19 protein-coding genes are annotated in these 18,886 nt (G+C 65.7%); 16 read left to right on the top strand and 3 right to left on the bottom strand.

Going from position 1 to position 18,886, the window contains the following annotated elements; all coding sequences use genetic code 11:
* The first annotated feature begins 214 nt into the window (after positions 1–214).
* Both ACFSJG_RS05505 and ACFSJG_RS05500 read left to right on the top strand, forming a co-directional pair.
* Complete coding sequence (locus tag ACFSJG_RS05505; RefSeq protein ID WP_378484193.1) at positions 215–1,732, top strand: APC family permease; 1,518 nt, start codon at positions 215–217, stop codon at positions 1,730–1,732.
* Complete coding sequence (locus ACFSJG_RS05500) at positions 1,729–2,478, top strand: IclR family transcriptional regulator (RefSeq protein WP_378484192.1); 750 nt, start codon at positions 1,729–1,731, stop codon at positions 2,476–2,478. The genes ACFSJG_RS05505 and ACFSJG_RS05500 overlap by 4 nt, the downstream gene beginning before the upstream one ends.
* 119 nt (positions 2,479–2,597) lie before the next feature.
* Here the strand turns inward: ACFSJG_RS05500 and ACFSJG_RS05495 are convergent, their stop codons facing one another.
* Positions 2,598–3,059, bottom strand: a complete 462-nt coding sequence (locus ACFSJG_RS05495) for a MarR family winged helix-turn-helix transcriptional regulator (RefSeq protein WP_378484191.1) — start codon at positions 3,057–3,059, stop codon at positions 2,598–2,600.
* A gap of 69 nt (positions 3,060–3,128) precedes the next feature.
* A complete protein-coding gene (locus ACFSJG_RS05490) occupies positions 3,129–4,187 on the bottom strand; it encodes an alkene reductase (RefSeq protein WP_378484190.1) in 1,059 nt (352 codons plus the stop codon).
* On the opposite strand from ACFSJG_RS05490, the gene ACFSJG_RS05485 reads away from it, so the two are divergent.
* The 10 genes from ACFSJG_RS05485 (at position 4,072) to ACFSJG_RS05440 (ending at position 13,220) form a co-directional block, all read left to right on the top strand.
* Positions 4,072–5,553: a sugar ABC transporter ATP-binding protein gene (locus tag ACFSJG_RS05485; RefSeq protein WP_378484189.1), complete on the top strand. Its 1,482-nt coding sequence runs from the start codon at positions 4,072–4,074 to the stop codon at positions 5,551–5,553. The genes ACFSJG_RS05490 and ACFSJG_RS05485 overlap by 116 nt on opposite strands.
* Positions 5,546–6,562, top strand: coding sequence for an ABC transporter permease (locus ACFSJG_RS05480; protein ID WP_378484188.1), 1,017 nt, complete (start codon positions 5,546–5,548; stop codon positions 6,560–6,562). The genes ACFSJG_RS05485 and ACFSJG_RS05480 overlap by 8 nt, the downstream gene beginning before the upstream one ends.
* A gap of 29 nt (positions 6,563–6,591) precedes the next feature.
* Positions 6,592–7,587: an ABC transporter permease gene (locus tag ACFSJG_RS05475; RefSeq protein WP_378484187.1), complete on the top strand. Its 996-nt coding sequence runs from the start codon at positions 6,592–6,594 to the stop codon at positions 7,585–7,587.
* Positions 7,588–7,617: 30 nt separating this feature from the next.
* Positions 7,618–8,406, top strand: coding sequence for an SDR family NAD(P)-dependent oxidoreductase (locus tag ACFSJG_RS05470; RefSeq protein WP_378484186.1), 789 nt, complete (start codon positions 7,618–7,620; stop codon positions 8,404–8,406).
* Positions 8,407–8,438: 32 nt separating this feature from the next.
* Positions 8,439–8,885, top strand: a complete 447-nt coding sequence (locus ACFSJG_RS05465; RefSeq protein WP_378484185.1) for a cupin domain-containing protein — start codon at positions 8,439–8,441, stop codon at positions 8,883–8,885.
* Between the two features lie 59 nt (positions 8,886–8,944).
* Complete coding sequence (locus ACFSJG_RS05460) at positions 8,945–9,841, top strand: sugar phosphate isomerase/epimerase family protein (RefSeq protein WP_378484184.1); 897 nt, start codon at positions 8,945–8,947, stop codon at positions 9,839–9,841.
* Between the two features lie 124 nt (positions 9,842–9,965).
* Positions 9,966–10,691 carry an SDR family NAD(P)-dependent oxidoreductase gene (locus ACFSJG_RS05455; RefSeq protein WP_378484183.1) on the top strand — a complete coding sequence of 242 codons (726 nt, stop codon included), beginning with the start codon at positions 9,966–9,968 and terminating at the stop codon, positions 10,689–10,691.
* Between the two features lie 14 nt (positions 10,692–10,705).
* Positions 10,706–11,593 carry an intradiol ring-cleavage dioxygenase gene (locus tag ACFSJG_RS05450; RefSeq protein ID WP_378484182.1) on the top strand — a complete coding sequence of 296 codons (888 nt, stop codon included), beginning with the start codon at positions 10,706–10,708 and terminating at the stop codon, positions 11,591–11,593.
* A complete protein-coding gene (locus ACFSJG_RS05445; RefSeq protein ID WP_378484181.1) occupies positions 11,590–12,675 on the top strand; it encodes a maleylacetate reductase in 1,086 nt (361 codons plus the stop codon). Before ACFSJG_RS05450 ends, ACFSJG_RS05445 begins: the two co-directional genes overlap by 4 nt.
* Positions 12,676–12,800: 125 nt before the next feature.
* Positions 12,801–13,220 (top strand): nuclear transport factor 2 family protein, encoded by a 420-nt coding sequence (locus ACFSJG_RS05440; RefSeq protein WP_378484180.1) that lies wholly within the window; start codon positions 12,801–12,803, stop codon positions 13,218–13,220.
* A gap of 87 nt (positions 13,221–13,307) precedes the next feature.
* Here ACFSJG_RS05440 and ACFSJG_RS05435 read toward each other — a convergent pair whose 3' ends face one another.
* Complete coding sequence (locus tag ACFSJG_RS05435) at positions 13,308–14,015, bottom strand: helix-turn-helix domain-containing protein (RefSeq protein ID WP_378484179.1); 708 nt, start codon at positions 14,013–14,015, stop codon at positions 13,308–13,310.
* A 781-nt stretch (positions 14,016–14,796) separates the two neighbouring features.
* Here ACFSJG_RS05435 and ACFSJG_RS05430 point away from each other — a divergent pair.
* The 4 genes from ACFSJG_RS05430 to ACFSJG_RS05415 all read left to right on the top strand — a co-directional run bounded on the left by ACFSJG_RS05430 (position 14,797) and on the right by ACFSJG_RS05415 (position 18,876).
* Complete coding sequence (locus ACFSJG_RS05430) at positions 14,797–15,810, top strand: sugar ABC transporter substrate-binding protein (protein WP_378484178.1); 1,014 nt, start codon at positions 14,797–14,799, stop codon at positions 15,808–15,810.
* Positions 15,811–15,812: 2 nt separating this feature from the next.
* Positions 15,813–17,333 carry a sugar ABC transporter ATP-binding protein gene (locus ACFSJG_RS05425; protein ID WP_378484177.1) on the top strand — a complete coding sequence of 507 codons (1,521 nt, stop codon included), beginning with the start codon at positions 15,813–15,815 and terminating at the stop codon, positions 17,331–17,333.
* A 148-nt stretch (positions 17,334–17,481) separates the two neighbouring features.
* Complete coding sequence (locus ACFSJG_RS05420; RefSeq protein WP_378484176.1) at positions 17,482–18,414, top strand: ABC transporter permease; 933 nt, start codon at positions 17,482–17,484, stop codon at positions 18,412–18,414.
* 72 nt (positions 18,415–18,486) lie between these two features.
* The gene (locus ACFSJG_RS05415; protein WP_378484175.1) at positions 18,487–18,876 is read left to right on the top strand and encodes a cupin domain-containing protein; all 390 of its coding nucleotides are present in this window, start codon (positions 18,487–18,489) and stop codon (positions 18,874–18,876) included.
* Positions 18,877–18,886: the final 10 nt, after the last annotated feature.

The raw sequence follows: 18,886 nt of genomic DNA, 5'->3' as shown, positions 1-18,886 counted from the left end.
CTCGTCGCTGTTCGGTGGCAATGGTTTCGGTGGTGTGAGTCCGATCCGCTACGCCGACGAAAACGGTTCGGACCACTGACTGGGAGAGGCGCACGCCGACCCGTCCCACTCGAAGTACTTCGCACGACTCACGACAGAAACGTGCGTGCAACACGACGTCGTTAGCGTCTGGCGCGGCCGGCTTCGCCACACCCGGCCACCAGTGGGAGGTTCCATGACCGCGCTCGGATCGTCCGCGCTGGCGGACGCGATCGCCCGCTCGTTCACCGAGGACGAGCCGACCCGACCGGCGATGTCACCGCTGCGTGCCCTCGGCCGCAGGCAACTGTCCGGCGCCGAGGTACTCGCCCAGTCCGTGGCGACCACCGCACCCGCCGCGTCGATGGTGCTGCTGCCCGCGACGATGCTGACCCATCACGCACTGACGTCGGGACTGATCGCCGTCGTGGTCGCGACCGTATTCGTCACCCTGATCGCGTGGTGCATGACGCAGTTCACCCGCCGGATGGTGGCCTCGGGCGGCCTCTACGCGTTCGTCGCGAAGGGCCTCGGGGTCCGCGCCGCACTCACGACCGGCGTCGCGATGGCGGTCAAGTACCTCGGGAGCGGCGCCTTGACGCTGTATCACGGAGGGCAGGCGGTGATCGCCGTCGCCGCGCAGTGCGGCGTCGAGATCCGCGGCCCGGCAACGAGCGTCGTGTACCTGGCGATCGCGGCCGCGATCCTCACGGCCCTGCTGCGCGGGGTGCGATTCGCGGCACTCGCGATTCTCGTCGTCGAGGTGTGCTCGCTGGTGTTCATCGTCGGGTTGATGTCGTTGTCGGGGAACGAGACCGTGCACGTCGTCCCCGGCGACGACGGTGGCGCGTTGCTCCCCGTCGTCCTCACCGCACTGTTCGCTCTCGCGGGATTCGAGAGCGCCACCTTCATCGCACCCGAAGCGCGTCGGCCGATGGTCACGGTGACCCGCACCGTCCTCGCGACACCCGCGATCTGCGGCGCCCTGTTCGTGTTCGCGGGCTGGGCGGCGTGGAGCGGGCACGCCGACACGCTGGTCGGGGCCTACCTGCACGGCACGTCGACCGGGATCAGTCCGGTGGTGGTCGCCCTCCTGCACCTGGGCATGTGCTGTTCGTGGCTCGCGTCGGCGATGGCGTCGTCGAATGCCGCGTCCCGGCTGCTGTACTCGATGGGCGTCGAGGGCGTGTTACCGCGCGCGCTCGGCGTCGTGCACCGGGGCCTGCGTACGCCGTCCGTGGCGCTCGTCGCGGCGACCGCGGTGCTCGCGGTCGGCGCCGCGACGTTCGCCGCCGTCGGTCACGTCCCCGACTGGACACGCGTCACCCTGCGGGTGGCACTCCTGATCGCCTACGTCCTGGTGGCGGTGGCCGCCGTCGCCTTCCTGACCCGGATCAACGAACTGACGGCGCCGACCGCGTGGGCGGCTCGCGTCGCGGCTGCAGGCGGTGTCGCGGTCGGCGGATACGTCGTGATCGGACACGCCGTCGACGGACGGTTCGGCGCGCTGGTGGCAGCCGTCGCGATCGTTTCCGTGGCCACGGCCTGGTACCTGTACCTGCGCCGGGCGCGACCCGGCGCCCTCGCCGTGGTGGGCGTGTTCGACAGTCCCGAGTCCGGCGACGTCCTGCCGGGCGCCGGGGCGTTCGCCGAGAACTCCCACGGCAGGATGGCACTGGTCGGCGCCGATCATCCGGACGCGGTGCGACAGTGAGCGTGCGGACGGCCGAGCCGGGCGGGCACGAGCCGCGCGCGGTCCAGCGCGCGCTGGCGCTGCTCGAGGCGGTCGCCACACTCGGATCGGGCGCATCGGCGCGGGACGTCGCGGTGCTGACGAAGATCCCACCCGCGACGGCGTACCGCCTGCTCAACCTCCTCGTCGCGGACGGCTACCTCGTCCGGGTCGAGGACCTGTCCGGGTTCGCCCTCGGACGACGAACCCGCGAACTGGCCGGCGCTTCCGCGACCGCACCGGTGCCCGACCCGGGCCCGGTTCTCGAGGAGCTGCGGTCGCAGGTGCGACACGGCATCTACCTGGCGTCCTACAGCGGTGGGCGGGTTCACCTCGTCGACCGCGACCCGGACCACGAGTTGGCAGGCGAGTCGACGTGGACCACCCACCTGCACGCGTCGGCGATCGGCAAGCTGCTGCTGGTACAGCGACCGGAACTGATCGGCGGCGGGCCCCTTCGTCGCGTCACCGAGTGCACCAAGACCGAACCGGCCGACGTGGTGGCGGAGCTGCGTCGAGTGCGTGACGTCGACGCGGCCAGCGAGATCGACGAGTGCCGGATCGGACGGACCGCCCTCGCGGTGCCGGTGCGCTCCGACGACGGTCGCCTCGCCGGTGCGCTCACCGCCACCGGGCGCACCGGCAGGCTCAGCGCGGACGACGGCGACCTGTGGGATCTGCTGCGCGACTATGCTTCCCGACTCAGAGGTGTGCGACTGGCGCCCTGAGGTCGGCCGTCGGGGACTCGGAGTCGTTCAAGGCTGCGGTTGACCAAGGAAATCGGGCGTCGAGCCGATGTCGCGAACTCTTCCGAACACGGCGGCCTTCCTGCGGCTGGCGCGTGAGGTTACGTGCCTCGAGGAGCGGCAGAAAGACCCTCGAACGCTGTGACGAGCGGTGCCAACTCCGGCACGGCAGTTGCTTCGGTCAATGCCGATTGCAGTGCCGTGTCATAGGTGGGGCGGGCTAGCTCGAGAAGCGCAGCACCAGCTGCTGTCAACTCCGTGTAGATGCCTCGTCGATCATCGACGCACAGGAATCGAGCAAGGAGTCCGCGCGCTTCGAGGCGGTTGACCAGGCGGGTTGTAGCACTGGTCGAAAGCGCAGTTGCACGGGCAAGTTGCTGCATCCGCATGTGCAGGTCGCCGTCCTGCCGGCTGAGAACATCGAGGACCGTGTACTCGACCACTGACAACTCGAACGACGATCGCAGTGCGTTCTCGAGTTTCGTCTCGATCAGGCTGTGAAATGCGGCGACGGTCCGCCATCCCTGTGCCCGCACCTCGATCGCGTCGTCAGCAAAAGCCATGTCGGCTCCTTTCCGCTGTCAGGATACGGATGCCTGTGCGCCGATCACGCTTCGCGGTGTCCTGCTGATTCAGAGTTGCGCCAGGACCGGGTAGTCGATGTATCCCTTGGCACCGCCTCGGTAGAACGTCGATGGGTCCGGGGTGTTGAGGGGGGCACCGATCGCCAGCCGGTCCATGAGGTCGGGTGTCGCGATGAAGTCGCGTCCGAAGGCCACTGCATCCGCGGAGCCAGCACCAATGAGCCGTTCCGCATCCTCGACCGACATTTCCTCGTTTGCGATGACGGGGCCGCCGAAGCGCGACTTGATGTGCGACAGCAGGCTGTCGTCGGCCTCGGTCTCTCGGATGAACAGGAAGGCAACGTTTCGCTCGCCAAGCTGCTCGGCGACATACCCGAACAGGGACCGCGGGTCGGTGTCGCCCATGTCGTGCTCTTCACCGCGGGGCCGAAGGTGGACACCCACCCGGTCGGCACCCCAGACCGAGATGGCGGCGTCTGCGATCTCGAGAAGGAAGCGCGCACGATTCTCGATGCTTCCGCCGTAGCGGTCGGTCCGCAGATTGGTGCTGTCCTGCAGGAACTGGTCGATCAGGTACCCGTTTGCGGCGTGGATCTCTACGCCATCGAAGCCCGCAGCCTTCGCGTTGGCCGCACCGATGCGGAAGTCCTCGACGATCCCCGGAATCTCGTCGGTCTCGAGGGCCCGCGGAATCGGGTAGTCGCGGTAGGGGCGAACCTGGCGCACGCGACCGGATGCAGCGATGGCGCTGGGGGCCACGGGGAGGTCTCCGTCGAAGTACACAGGATCAGAGATTCGGCCAACGTGCCACAGCTGCAGGAAGATGCGTCCGCCCGCTTCGTGTACCGCATCGGTGACCGGCCGCCAACCGGCGATCTGCTCGTCCGACCAGATTCCGGGGGTGTTCGGGTAGCCGACGCCTTGAGCGCTCACGACTGTGGCTTCGCTGATGATCAACCCGGCACTGGCGCGCTGTGCGTAGTACTCGGCCATGAGGTCCGTCGGAACCCGCCCCTCGCCGGCCCGGCAACGGGTGAGCGGAGCCATGACGACGCGGTTGGGAAGGGTGAGGTCGCCGACAGTCAACGGTGTGAACAGTACTGACACTGGGAGTCTCCTGAATTGTCGATTGAGGGCCGAAGTCCGGAGTCACGTCAGTGTCATCAGCCAGGAGTTCCGCCTGGTGCCGCAGTTGACGGTGGCCGAGAACATCTTCCTCGGCCACGAACCGAACAGCCGCGGACTGATCAACTACCGGGACATGCGCCGACGAGCCGCGGCGTTGATGAGCGAGATGCAGCTCGACATCGATCCCGACGAGCGGGTGGCCCGTCTGAGCGTGGCAGACCAGCAGATGGTCGAGATCAGCAAGGCACTCTCGCGTGAGTTCGACGTTCTCGTCATGGACGAGCCGACGGCGGCACTGCACGGCGACGAGGTGTCGCGGCTGCTCGCACTCGTGGAGCGGCTGAGGGAACGCGGCAAGGCGATTCTCTACGTGTCGCACCACCTGGACGAGATCTTCGCGGTGTCGGATCGGATCGTCGTCTTCCGGGACGGCCGCAACGTCGCCGATCTCGTCACCGAGGACACCGCCGAGGACGAGCTGGTCACCCACATGCTGGGCCGCACCCTCCAGAAGTTCGAGGAGAGGGTGACCGTCACACCGGTCGACGAGCACGCGCCGGTGCGCCTGTCGCTCACCGACGTGCGCTGCCCGCGGGTCCACACTCCCGTGTCACTCGACGTCAAGGCCGGCGAAGTGGTGGGCCTTGCCGGCCTGCTGGGTTCCGGTCGCACCGAATTCATGCAGAGCCTGTTCGGAATGCTGCCGACCAAGGGAACCGTCTCCATCGACGGGACCGCCCTGGCACTCCGCTCGCCTGCGGATGCCATCGCGGCGGGCGTCTTCATGCTCAGCGAGGACCGGAAGAAGGAAGGCATCCTTCCTCACCTCAGCGTTCTCGAGAACCTGGTGATCTCGCAGCGAGGACTGACCGGCATCGACCGGTGGCTGCCGGTGCGCCGCGCGGAGACGTCGACGTACGATCGCCTGAAGTCGGAGCTGCGCATCCGCGTCGATCGTGCGGGCCAGCTGATCGGCAACCTCAGTGGCGGCAACCAGCAGAGGGTCCTGTTCGGTCGGGCCGCACTGTCGGAATGCAGCGTGCTTCTGCTCAACGAGCCGACCCGAGGGGTCGACGTCGGCGCCAAGCTCGAAATCTACGAGCTCATCAGGTCCCTGACCGAGCAGGGCGTCGCCGTCCTGGTCAGTTCCAGCGATGCGCCGGAGCTGTCCACCGTCGTCGACCGCTGCCTTGTCTTCCGGAACGGTGGTGTTGCGGCCGAACTGGTGGGCAACGACGTGAACGAGGAGACGATTCTCGCTTCCTCGCTCGGCAACAGCACCGGAACCGACACCAGTGCCCACCGCTCCCATGCCGCGAAAGCTCAGGGTGAATCCGATGTCTAACCTGCTCGAAGCTTCCTCACCAACCGATCAGCAGAACCGGCGACCGTCGCTCCTGCGGGGTTGGACACGCCTACTCGAGGACTACGCCGTCCTCCTGCCGTTCCTGGCGATTCTGTTGTGCTGCATCGTCTTCGTTCCCCGGTTCGCGACCACGGCGACGGCGTCCGACATCTTCGTGAACGCCTCGATCGTGGCGATCGCCGGCGCAGGCATGACCCTGGTCATCGCGTTGCGCGGACTCGACCTGTCCGTCGGCTCCATCCAGGGACTCGTGGCCTGCGCCGTCGCCTCTTTCGTGACGACCATGGGATTCACCGGCGGAGTCGTCGGTGGTGTCCTGCTCGGCGCACTCGTCGGAGCGGTCAACGGATTCCTGGTCGGCTATCTGCGAGTGCCCGCGTTCGTCGCCACCCTCGGCACCATGGGAATCTTCCGCGGGGCCGCGCTCCTGTTGGCGGACGGTGGGACGATCAGCGCCGACAACAGCATGCTCGAGGCGCTGGCCACCTCCAAGGTCCTCTACATTCCGACGCCGTTCCTGATCGCGTGCCTGGTGCTCGGCGCCGCGTACGTTCTGCTCCACCGGACGCCGTTCGGACGCCACGTATGTGCCGTCGGCGGCAGCCCCGAAGCGGCAGCGGACAGCGGAATCCGCGTTCAGCGCGTCACCTTCGTCGTCTTCGTGCTCTCCGGAGTGGCGGCAGCGCTTGCCGGTGTCCTGCTCTGCGGGCAGCTCGGCTCGGCCACCGGAAGTCTGGGCGTCGGGTTCGAACTCCAGGTCATCGCGGTCGTCGTACTCGGCGGGACAAGCCTTGCCGGGGGTGCCGGCAACCTGATCGGCACGATGATTGCGAGTCTGCTGCTTGCGGTGATCTCCTCCGCCCTGAACCTGCTCAACGTTCCGTCCTATTACCAGTACCTGGCCACCGGCGTGCTGTTGATCGCCGCTCTTGCGTTCGACAGTGGACATCGCTACCTGGCCGAGAAGAAAGCCCTGGAGTTTCGATGAGTACAAGGACCGCCCCAGTCGATGACTCGGTGTCCGCACGCGCGGCCGACGGGAACACCATCGAAACCCGAAAATCCGCCACTGCGCTGGCGAAGCACCTCGCGAGCACCTACTACCTGCAAGCGACGTTGCTGGTCGCGATCATCGTCGCCGCCGTCTTGGTGCCGAACATCGCCACGACGGGCAATGTCCAGAACATCCTGACCCAGGCCTCCTTCGCAGGCGTCGTCGCCTGCGGAATGACCCTCCTCATCATCGGCGGGCAGTTCGACCTCTCGGTTGCCGGGATCATCGGTGTGGCCGCAGTCGTCACCGCAAAGGTCTTGCCCTCCACGATGATCGGGACGGCGATCCTCGTCGCTCTCGGCGTGGGCGCCGCGCTCGGGGCGCTCAACGGGATCGTCGTCACCAAGATCCGGATCCCCCCGTTCATCGCGACGTTCGGCATGTACAACGTGTACCTCGCGTTGGCCTTCATCATCACGAGCGGCGACGTCATCGGAATCACCTCCGTGCACTACCAGCAGCTCGGAATCGACCGGATCGCCGGCATCCCCCTGGTGTTCATCGTCTTCGTCATCAGCTGCGTCGCCGTCTACGCACTGGTGAACAGGACCTACTTCGGCCGTCAGCTGCGTGCCGTCGGCTCGAACGAGACCGCCGCGCGCCTGGCCGGCGTCCACGTGAACCGCGTCAAGATCACCGCCTTCGCGATCGCGGGTCTGCTCACCGGCCTGGCGGCGGTCGGGCTGTCCTCTCTGCTGTCCTCGGCCAGCGGAACGATGGCCCAGGGGATGGAGCTCAACGCCATCGCGATCGCCGTGGTCGGCGGAACGGCCCTGCGCGGCGGCCGCGGAACGATCGTCGGCACCTTCACCGCAGCGTTGCTCATCACGCTGATCGGCAACGCGCTGAACCTTCTCCAGGTTCAGTCGTACTGGCAGAACATCGTGACCGGAGCGATTCTCGTCATCGCACTGGTGTTCGGCGGCCTCCGCAAGGACACCGTCCGCGGCGCAGCCTGACACCCGCACCACCAGAGAGGAACAGGACACATGGAAACCACGAACAAGCGAGTCGCCGTCGTCACCGGAGCGGGCGGAGGTATCGGCGAAGCCACGAGCCTGCGGCTCGCGGCCGAGGGCTACCGCCTCGCACTGCTCGACTACTCCGACGATGCTGTCGCTCGGGCACAGGCCGCGGTTGCGGCCGAGTACCCCGATGCGGACATCCTGGGGGTGCGCTGCGATGTCGCCGACGAGTCGTCGGTTGCAGCCGCCGCCGAGGCCATCGGAACGTGGACGGACAAGGTCCACGCCGTCGCTCTCGTTGCCGGTGTTCTCCAGCAGGCGCATCCGGTCGAGGAGCTTCCGCTGAAGGAGTTCGACCGGGTGATGGATGTGAACGTCCGTGGGGTGTTCCTGATGACCCGTGCGCTCGTTCCCCTGATTCCCGCCAACGAGGGAGGATCTCTGACGGCCATCGCGTCCTGGTCGGGTCAGCTCGGAAGTCCCTTCTTCACCGCCTACTGTGCGTCCAAGGCCGCCGTCATCGTGTTCATGCAGTCGGTCGCATCCGAGCTCGCCGGCCGCGGCATCCGTGCCAACTCGGTCTGCCCGGGCAACATCGCCACCTCGATGCACACCGACGCACTTCAGGTGGAGGCCGAGCAGCGCGGAATCACCTTCGACGAGATGAAGTCGATCGAGTGGGCCAAGATCCCGCTCGGCTACGCCGGACCGCCCAGCACCATCGCCGACGCCGTGGCCTTCCTCGCCTCGGAACGAGCGTCCTACATCACCGGCACTGCGCTCGACGTCAACGGCGGAGTCCACTTCCGCTGAACGCGATGTCATCGACTCCCAAGGACGACGCGATGGATCTCAGAACCAACGACGGACCGACAGTCTCCGAGCATGCCGGAACATGCACGACGAGGTTCTACATCGACAAGGAAGAACTTCGCCACGAAACGATGGGCGGCTACCTCGAGCTGTTCTCCCGATTCAGGCTCGAGCCCGGCACACAGCTCGAACCCCACTCACACGACAGCGACGAGGTGTACTACCTCCTCTCGGGGTGTGCCGAGATGCGGGTCGGCGACGAGACCGCCCAACTCGGTCCCGGTGATCTGGTTCGTATCCCTCCGAACGCCATTCATTCGATCAGGCCGATCGGGGACACACCGATCGAGGCGTTGGCGGTGGGGTTCTCGTACATGCCTGCCGACCGCGTCGGGTACACCGCTCATCCCATTGGTGGTGAACCACACTGGGTTCCGCACGACTGCCACAGCACCGCAGTACGCTCCGACGCCGAGTGACCCGACCTGACCTCGTTCGTACATCCGAGTCCACGACCGATTCTGCAGCAAGGAATGTGATGACCATCAACACCGAGCTTCTCGCGTCCTGCTGGACGTCAGCCGGCAACACCGGACCGTCCTTCGCGGACGAGATGAGCCCGGTCTCGTTGCGTGACCGTATCGAGGCCGCCGGCCGGACCGGCTGGTCGGGATTCGGCCTGTTCCACAAGGACCTCATCGAAGCCCGCGAGACCATAGGCCTGCCCACCCTCGGCGCGATCCTTCGCGACAACGGGATGAAGCACGTCGAGTTCGAGTTCCTGACCGACTGGTGGGCTGACGGCGCGGCCCGCGCCGAGTCCGACCGCATTCGCACGCACATGTTCGAGGCGGCAGAGGAGTTGGGGGTTCGGACCGTCAAGGTGAGCTCGGATCTCTCGCCCAACCCGCAGCCCTATGCGGCATACACCGAGCACTTCGCAGCGCTGGCCACGGACGCCGAACAGCACGGCGTCCGCGTGGCGCTCGAGTTCATGCCGATGGCGAGCCCCCGAACCGTGCAGGAAGCGGCGGACATCGTCAGGAACGCCGGAGCCCGAGCAGGTGGCCTCTGCATCGACATCTGGCACGTCTACCGCGCCGGTACGTCCTACGAGGAGCTGGCCGCGGCCATCGATCCGGAGATGGTGTTCGTCGTCGAGCTCAACGACGGCGCCCGGACGCCGATCGGATCCCTGTGGGACGACACGGTGAACAGCAGAAAGTACTGCGGCGAGGGAGATTTCGACGTCGCGGCGTTCGCGACGACCATCCTCTCGACCGGCTACAAGGGCTACTGGGGTGTGGAGATCATCTCTGCGCTGCATCGCGACACGCCGGTGGAGGAAGGGCTCCGGCGGGCGCACGACACCGCACTCAGCGCGCTGTCCGCCGCAGTCGACCCCACGGCCATCGGGAACACCGGCTCCCGTTGAGACGACGAGCGCGTTGAGCCTGGTGGTCGAGCGACGCGTCGGTCGTCACTCAACCCAAGCGACACCGGGGCCGGACCTGACGTTCCGCTTCAGACCCATCACACCGAAAGGACGAGGAATAGCAATGGCGCGATTGACCGACAAGGTTGCGATAGTCACCGGTGGAGCCCGAGGCATCGGTTGGGCGATCGCCGAACTGTTCGCTGAGAAAGGCGCGAAGGTTGTCATCGGTGACATCCACGGGCCGGAGTCGCTGGACAACCCCTCCATCACCTACCTCCCGCTCGACGTCGCCCGGCTCGACAGCTGGCAGTCCCTCGTCGAATCGGTACTCGACACTCACGGTCGCGTCGACATCCTCGTCAACAACGCAGGTCTCGTCGGCTCGTACGAGCCCGTGGCGACGATCTCCCTGGACGACTGGCATCACATCGTCGGAGTGAACCAGACCGGGGTGTTCTACGGGATGCGGTCGGTGATCCCCACGATGCAGGCTCAGCAGGCAGGGTCGATCGTGAACGTGTCGTCGATCTGGGGGATCGTCGGAGCTGCCGGCGTGTCCGCGTACCAGGCGAGCAAGGCAGCGGTGCGCATGATGAGCAAGAACGCCGCTCTGTCCTATGTCAGCGACGGCATTCGGGTGAACTCGCTGCACCCTGGCCTGGCGAGCACGCCGATGATCGCCGCTCAGGACGATGCGATCACCGCCGACGTCATCGCGGCAACGCCCATGAAGCGCGCTGCCGACCCCCGCGAAATCGCCTACGGGGCACTGTTTCTGGCCAGCGACGAAGCCAGTTACGTCACCGGAATCGAGCTGCCCGTCGACGGCGGCTACACCGCACCCTGAAGGGAGTGTTACCCATGACCGACCGCCGGTTGTTCACCGAAGAAGGCTCGGCCCAGGTGGTGATCGACAGTCTCGGCGCCGACACCGATCCCCGCCTGCGGAAGATCCTGACCTCGCTGATCCATCACCTTCACGACTTCGTCAAAGAGGTCCAGCTCACCGAAGCAGAGTGGGACGAGGGCATCGACTTTCTCACGCGCACGGGACACACCTGCAACGACGTTCGTCAGGAGTTCATCCTGCTGTCCGACGTCCTCGGTGTGTCGATGCTCGTCGAGACGATCAACCACCGCGCGTTCGGCCATGCCACCGAGCAGACCGTTCTCGGCCCGTTCCACATGGTCGACTCCCCACCGCGTGAACTCGGGGACACCATTGCGCTGGACGACGGCGGAGAGCCGTGCCTGGTCACGGGGCAGGTCCGCAGCTCCGACGGAACACCGCTCGCGGGCGCCTCGGTCGATGTATGGCAGGCCAACGCAGAAGGGTTCTACGATGTCCAGCAGCCCGGCATTCAGCCCGAACTGAACCTGCGAGGACTGTTCACCGCCGACGACGAGGGCAAGTTCTGGTTCCGCTCGATCGTCCCGCGGTACTACCCCATCCCCGACGACGGACCGGTCGGCGAGTTTCTGGCCACCACCGGCCGACATCCGAATCGCCCAGCGCACGTGCACTTCATCGTCACCGCGGACGGGCACGAACCGGTGACAACGCACCTGTTCGTCGAAGGCACCCCCTACATCGACTCCGACGTCGTGTTCGGAGTGAAGGAGAGCCTGATTCGCGAGTTCCCGGTGGTCGACGACCCCGAGCGCGCCGCCGCGTTGGGCCTGGACAACCCGTTCCGCACCGTGCACTTCGACGTGACCCTGCTCGAAGCCCAGTCAAAGGAGGCATGACAGCCGTGGCCTTTCGCAGTTCGTTCCAATACCAGGCACTCCCCATGCGGGTCCTCTTCGAAGTTGGCGCCGTCGCCAAGGTCGGCGAGGAACTCGATCACCTCGGCCTCGATCGGGCGCTGATCCTGTGCACCCCTGAGCAGCGCAACCTCGCCGAACTCGTCGCCGGCCATCTCGGTGACCGGAGCGCAGGAATCTTCGACCAGGCCCGGATGCACGTCCCGGTCGAAACCGCCGACCAGGCTCGTGACCAGGCTCGCGACCTCGGTGCCGACAGCTGCGTCGTCATCGGCGGCGGCTCCTCCATCGGGCTCGGCAAGGCGATTGCTCTCGAGCACGGCCTGCCAATCATCGCAATCCCCACGACCTACGCCGGTTCGGAGATGACGCCGATCTGGGGTCTGACCCGAGACGGGCGCAAGCAGACCGGCCGAGATCCTGTGGTGCTTCCACAGTCGGTGATCTACGACCCCTCGCTGACCAGGACACTGCCGTCCGAGATCTCCGCGGCCAGCGGCCTCAACGCCGTCGCGCACGCCGTCGAAGCTCTCTACGCTCCCGACACCTCACCCATCATCTCGTTGATGGCCGAGGAAGGCGTGCGGGCCTTCACGGGATCGCTGCCCGAGGTCGTTGCCGACGGCGACAACCTCGGTGCCCGTTCCCGAGCCCTGTTCGGAGCGTGGTTGTGCGGAGCATGCCTCGGCTCGACCACGATGTCGCTCCACCACAAGCTCTGCCACGTGCTCGGCGGATCCCTCGATCTCCCGCACGCTCAGACTCACGCGATCGTGCTGCCCTATGCGCTCGCCTACAACGAAACTCACGCCCCGGACGCCCGCGCCGCGCTCCAGCGCGCGCTTGCCACGGACGACGACCCTTCGCTCGCACTGTGGGACCTCGAGCAGCAACTGAGTATCCCGCACTCGCTCGCCGAGCTCGGCGTACGCGCAGAACAGCTTCCCACCGTCATCGAGGAGGTGCTGTCCAACCCGTACTCGAACCCCGCGCCGGTCACCGAGGCCGGCCTCGAGCACCTGCTCACTCAGGCGCTGCAGGGCGAACGACCGACGCACCCCTGATCGACCGCGCGCCCTCGCACACTCCGGTTGCCGATCGCAGATCTCGGCACGTAGTCCCCGCTCATCGACACGGATGCTCTTCACCTGACCCCGCTTCGGGAAGAGTGCTCCACAGAAGGTACCGAATGTCCCCCACCGAATCCGTAGACAGCGCACTCGATCAGACCGAACTCGACACGATCCGGGGAATCATCACCGACCTCGAGAACGAACGCTTCGACCTGATTCTCGCGCGGAACTTCACTGCATTCGCACAGTTGTGCCACCCGGAGATGCAGTACACGCACTCCAGCGGCGTACGCGAAGGTCTCGACCGCTACATCGACGAATGCAAGGCGTCGACTTACGTCTACCACCAGATCGAGCACCCGATCGAGGCGATCACCGTGCACGGTGACACCGCCCTCGTACACGGACGAATGAAGGCAGATCTCTCCGTCCAGGGCACCCGCAAGACCATCGACACGCTCTCGTTGGCCGTGTGGGTCAACACCGATGAGGGATGGAAGCTCCTCGGATACCAGGGAACGTCCGCACCGCAGTAGCCCGCCTGCCCACACCGACAGGGCCGGTTCACCCGAACTCCCCGAGTTCGCGTGAGCCGGCGTTCCTGTTTCCATCCTGTACCGGCTCTATCCTGTACCGGCCTGGTCGGACTCGGTGGGGATCGTCCGCGGCGTCAGCCAGGGTGAGCTTCCGTCGCGAACGGATCCTTGTGTCCTCGACATCGAGTCGTATGTGACCCCGGGTCCGAGGGACGTGAACGCTTCCGCGTCGACCACGAACCAGACGCCACGCGCTGCGACCGCCCCGGCGTTGAAGAACAGGTGCGGACGGCTCGAGTCGAAGCAGAACGAGTCACCGGCCCGCAGCTCGTGCTCGTCGAAATCGAGCCTCAGACGCAGCGTGCCCTCGAGGATGTAGGCGAACTCGACGCCCGCGTGGCGCATCATCTTGCCCTCCAACGAACTCGACGCACCGACCGCGTAGGTCACGTGCAGCGGTTCGACCTCGGTACGGCCCGCTGTGGCCAGCCTCCGCCACACGACACCGTTCTCCATCTCGAGGACCGGGTCATCCGTCGATCGCTGAATCCCGGCTGCGGCATCCAGATTCCGCGGAGCGTGAACATCCCCGCTACGGCCGCTGACGATCTCGTCGAGAGAAACACCGAGGACCGTCGCGAGACCGAACAACGTCTTCACCGACGGCTGGGTCTTACCGTTCTCCACCTGCGACAGCAGGCTCGTCGAAATCCCCAACGGCTCCGCGACCTGGCGAAGCGACATCTTCTTGTCCAGCCGTGCCCGCTTCAACGCGACACCGATCTCCTCGTCCACGACCCACCAGCCCCTTCACCACAGAATCCACTCTCACTTAATGATAGACGAGAATTTTCATCCAGGGTGTTGACAGTCACACTTCATTTAGATCATGCTCAACATCACACAGTTGAGCGTAGATGAAACTCGGCGAAATCCCGTCCGCCGATGTGCAGGCTCACGTCACACAGCATTCCCATTGAGCGAGGGGACACCGGCAGTGACCAAGATCGACCGGACCGCAGGGACGCGGACCACTACTGACCTGGATGTTAAAGCAGCAGTAAAAGGCGTCTACTCGGCACAGCGCGACGGAATCACGCTCCCCCGGACGCATCTCGCGACCAGCGGCCGGAATCGTGCGGCCAGCGGCATCCAACGGAGACTCCGTCGGGTAGCGCAGGCACTCTGCAACAGCTACGTCCGAGCAGCTGATCTTTCACCCACAATGAACTGCATGTCGGCCGCGTCGCCGGCGCCTCTCGCGGTGTCGATCCATCAAAGCTGGACCCAGCGCGAATAGCTTCGGCCGCGCGACTCGCCGCGACACCGGCGGCGTGCCTCTTCTCGGCCGCAGCCAGTGCCCACCGCTCCCGACACCGACGGCCAGTTGTCGCCCGTCACCGCCTCCCGCGTCGACGATCCCGCCGCCCAATGCGGCCCGTCTCCCCTCGACAGCGCGTGCGGATCACCGCGACGAAGCATGTTTCCACCAAGAGTCCTCGTCACACCGAGTGATCCGGCCGACGACTCCCGATCCGATCAGTCCCGTTTCCCACTCCCAGAAGGAACAACAGCCATGTTCACATCAATGCGCGGTCCCGCCATCACCGCTGCATCACTCGCCGCAGTGCTGTCGATTTCCGCATGTGGTTCCACCGGCGGTGACGGCGAGACCGTCGGCTTCTCGGCCGGCTTCCTCGACAGCCCGTTCAACTCCGGCCTGGTCAACGCCGTTGTCGACAAGGCCAACGCATCCGGCCTCGACATGCTTCCTGCCACCGATGCCAACAGCGACCCGGCGAAGCAGATCACCGACGTCAACACCCTGCTGTCGCTGGGAGTCCGCGGACTGGTGATGTTCCCCACCGACAGCTCCGCGATCGTTCCCGCGATCGAGGCCGCGAACGCGCAGAACGTCCCGGTGGTCACCGTGGACGTGGCCGCCAACGGCGGCGACGTCTACATGCAGATCCGGGCCGACAACGTGGCCATGGGACGCAGTGCCTGCGAGGAGCTCGGGCGCCGGGCGAACGGACAGGGTCGCGTGCTCGAGATCCACGGAGATCTCGGAACCACCTCGGGATTCGATCGCAACAACGGATTCAACGACTGCATGCGCACGCAGTTCCCCGGCATCGAAGTCGTCTCGCGTGACGCGAAGTGGAAGACCGACCAGGCGGTCGACGTCGCCCAAACCGTCTTGAGCACAGGAGATTACGCCGGTATCTTCCTCGCCAGCGACTCTGTCTTCCTCAACGGGGTTCAGAACGTGATGAAGGACCAGGGCAAGCTGCATCCCGCAGGAGAGGCGAACCACGTTCCGCTCGTCACCATCGACGGAACCGCCGGCGCGCTCCAGGGAATCCGCGACGGCTACGTCGATGCCGTCGTGTCGCAGCCTGTGGATCTGTACGGCGAGTACGCGGTCCAGTACCTGCAGGACGCGCTCGCGGGCAAGACCTACCAGGTCGGTCCGACCGAGCACGGCAGCGAGATCGTCGACTACAAGGGAACACTCGCCGACATGCTTCCCGCACCTGTCGTGACGACGGCAAACGTCGACGACCAGAGCCTGTGGGGTAACGCGTAGCCATGACCACCGACTCCGTCAACGTGACAACACGCGCGATAGAGATCCGGGACCTGGTCAAGTCCTTCGGCCCCACCCGAGCTCTGCGTGACGTGAATCTGACAGTCTTGCAGGGGGAATGCCACGCGCTCCTCGGACGTAACGGCGCCGGGAAGTCGACCCTGATTGCGATTCTCACCGGCCTCGTCCACGCGGACAGCGGCATCATCTCGGTGCTCGGTGAGAGCTCCGACGAGGCCGAGCAACGTCAAGCCGCCATCGCCTGCGTCTACCAGAAGAGCACCCTGGTCGAGGAGCTGTCGGTTGCCGAGAACATCGCCCTGGGAGCCTATCCGGAAACACGATTCGGCTCCGTCGACTGGAAGTCCATCAACGCGACCGCGGAGCGCCTTCTCGACGAGTGGGGACACCGGGAGTTGGCGGGGCGACTCGTCGCAACCCTCGAACCCATCGAGAAGAAGATCGTCGAGATCTGCCGGGCGCTGTCGCGTGGACCGCGGATTCTCCTCCTCGACGAGCCGACGGCCGGCCTCGACAGCGGGGGCGTGGAAAAGCTGTTCCGCCAAGTCGAATCGCTCAAACGAGCCGGTGTCACCGTCATCTACGTCTCACACCATCTGGAAGAGATCTTCGAGATCTGCGACCGCGTCACGGTGCTGCGCGACGGGCGTGACGTGCTGGACAAGGCCACGTCCGAACTGACCATGCACAGCCTGGTGGCAGCGATGACCGGCAGTGGTGGCACAACCACCGGTGAGCGCGCACTTAACACGTCGAGCTCGATTCGGGCGGACCTGCCGCCCCGCCTCGAAGTCAGCGGAATCACCGTCGAGTCGCGAGTCAGTGACGTCTCGTTCGACGTCAAGGTCGGCGAGTGTGTGGGAATCACCGGTCTCGACGGAGCCGGTCATGTCCAGCTCGGACAGGTGGTCGCCGGTCATGTGGTTCCCGGGTCGGGCAAGCTCCGCCACAACGGTGCAGCTCTCCCGATCGGTAAGCCACTGGCGGCCATCAAGGCAGGAATCGGATTCGTCCCCGAGGATCGTCATCACAACGGCTACGTGCCCCAGATGTCGATCGAGGAGAACGCCACCCTCACCATCCTGCATCGCATCCGGAACAAGGTCGGACTGGTCGATGGGCGCGTCCGACGCTCCCGATTCAACGAGCTCTCCACATCCTGGTCGATTGCATGCAGCGGCCCGACTCAATCGGTGGAGGAACTGTCCGGCGGAAACCAGCAAAAGGTCGTGCTGGCTCGGGCATTGGCCTCCGATCCGGACACCGTCGTGGTAATCAACCCGACAGCAGGTGTCGACGTGACAGCGAAGGAATCGATCTACGAGTCCCTGCGGAGCCTCACCCGTGAGGGTCGCTCGGTCCTCGTCGTCTCGTCCGACGACGCCGATCTCGCAGCGTGCGACCGGGTCCTGGTCATGTACCGCGGCTCGATTGCCGCCGAGCTGGACCAGGGCTACGCCGAGGACGAACTCGTCCGCAGCATCCAGGGCGCAACCGCCTAGTCCCCGGTCTCCACCCGACAGCCTCCCCGAAAGAACGATCATGACTGCGCAATTGACCAACCCGGCCACCACACACACGCACACCGGTCCCACATGGAGCCAACGACTGCGCACCTCACCCGCGCTACGCGAATTTGCCCTTGTACCAGTGATCATCGCCGTCATGGTGCTCGGCGCGATCCTGTCTCCGCGGTTCCTGTCGCCGAACAACCTCATCAACAACGTCCTGGTCACCTCGGCTGTCCTCGGTGTCGTGGTGGTCGCGGAAAGCATCATCCTGATCTCCGGGTACTTCGATCTGTCACTGGAGTCGATTGTCGGCGTCGCACCGATGATCGCCGCGTGGCTCATCGCGCCCGAGATCGCCGGCGGGATCGGAATCGAACTCAATGCCTATCTCGCGATGGGAGTGGGATTCGCGCTGGCCGCGATCGTCGGATTGATCAACGGCTTCCTGGTCGCCAAGCTGCGGCTCAATGCCTTCATCGTCACCCTCGCGATGCTGATCCTGCTCCGCGGCATCACGATGGGGGTTTCCGGCGGACAAACCCTCAGCGGACTTCCTGAGCCGATGCTGTTCCTCGGCAGCACCAAGATCTTCGGCATCTCGATTCAGGTCTGGCTGTTCGTTCTGATCTTCGCTGTCGCGTGGTTGTTCATGCGGAACCACCCCACCGGGCGGAAGCTCTACGCGATGGGCGGCAACCCCGCCGCAGCGGAGGCATCCGGAATCAACACCCTCCGCCTGACGATGACCGTGTTCCTCGTCGGTGCGTTGATCGCCGCCTTCGCCGGCTTCATGATGACCGCTCGCATCGCCGCCGCAACCTCGAGCCAGGGCGACGGGCTCATCTTCACCGTGTTCGCCGCCGCGGTCATCGGCGGCATCAGCCTCAACGGCGGCAAGGGATCGATGATCGGTGCGTTCCTCGGCGTCGTCCTTCTCGGAATCATCGAGAACATCCTGACCCTGTCCCGGGTGCCGAGCTACTGGGTGCAGGCGACCTACGGCGTGATCATCCTCGTGGCACTGATCTTCAACCACTTCACCGGCGCCCGCGAGCACCGACGCGCCGTCTGACCGGCGGCAGGCCACCCCACGAACATCCCACCACCACACAGAGAAAGAGGAATCATGGCTCACCCCCTCATCGTGGCCGACACCGGCTGCCCCAGCGAGATTCACGGACTGCACGGCGGCCGCGGAGTCAACCGCTGGAAGCGCTTCGTCACCGGCCTGATGCTCTACGCGCACTGGGACTCGTACGAGCACAACCGGCTTGCCCCCGGCGCCGCCGTCGGCGAGCACATCCACACTCGAACCGAAGAGATCTACTACATCGTTGCAGGACACGGCCGCATGACGCTCAACGGCGAAACCCGCGACGTCGGTCCCGGCGACCTCGCCATGACGCCGCTCAACGGCCGCCACTCCATCGAGAACATCGGCGATGTGGACCTCGAGTTCATCGTGGTGGAAGCCCTGCCCCCGTCGATCGTCGAACTGCTGCCGGCTTACCGGCCCAGCGAAGTCCAAGCCTGACCCGAAAGGA

The sequence above is a fragment of the Rhodococcus gannanensis genome (assembly GCF_042681175.1).
Classification (GTDB): Bacteria; Actinomycetota; Actinomycetes; order Mycobacteriales; family Mycobacteriaceae; genus Rhodococcus_G; species Rhodococcus_G gannanensis.
The sequence above is the reverse complement of the archived record's forward strand: the minus strand, read 5'-3'. Positions and strand labels throughout refer to the sequence as shown.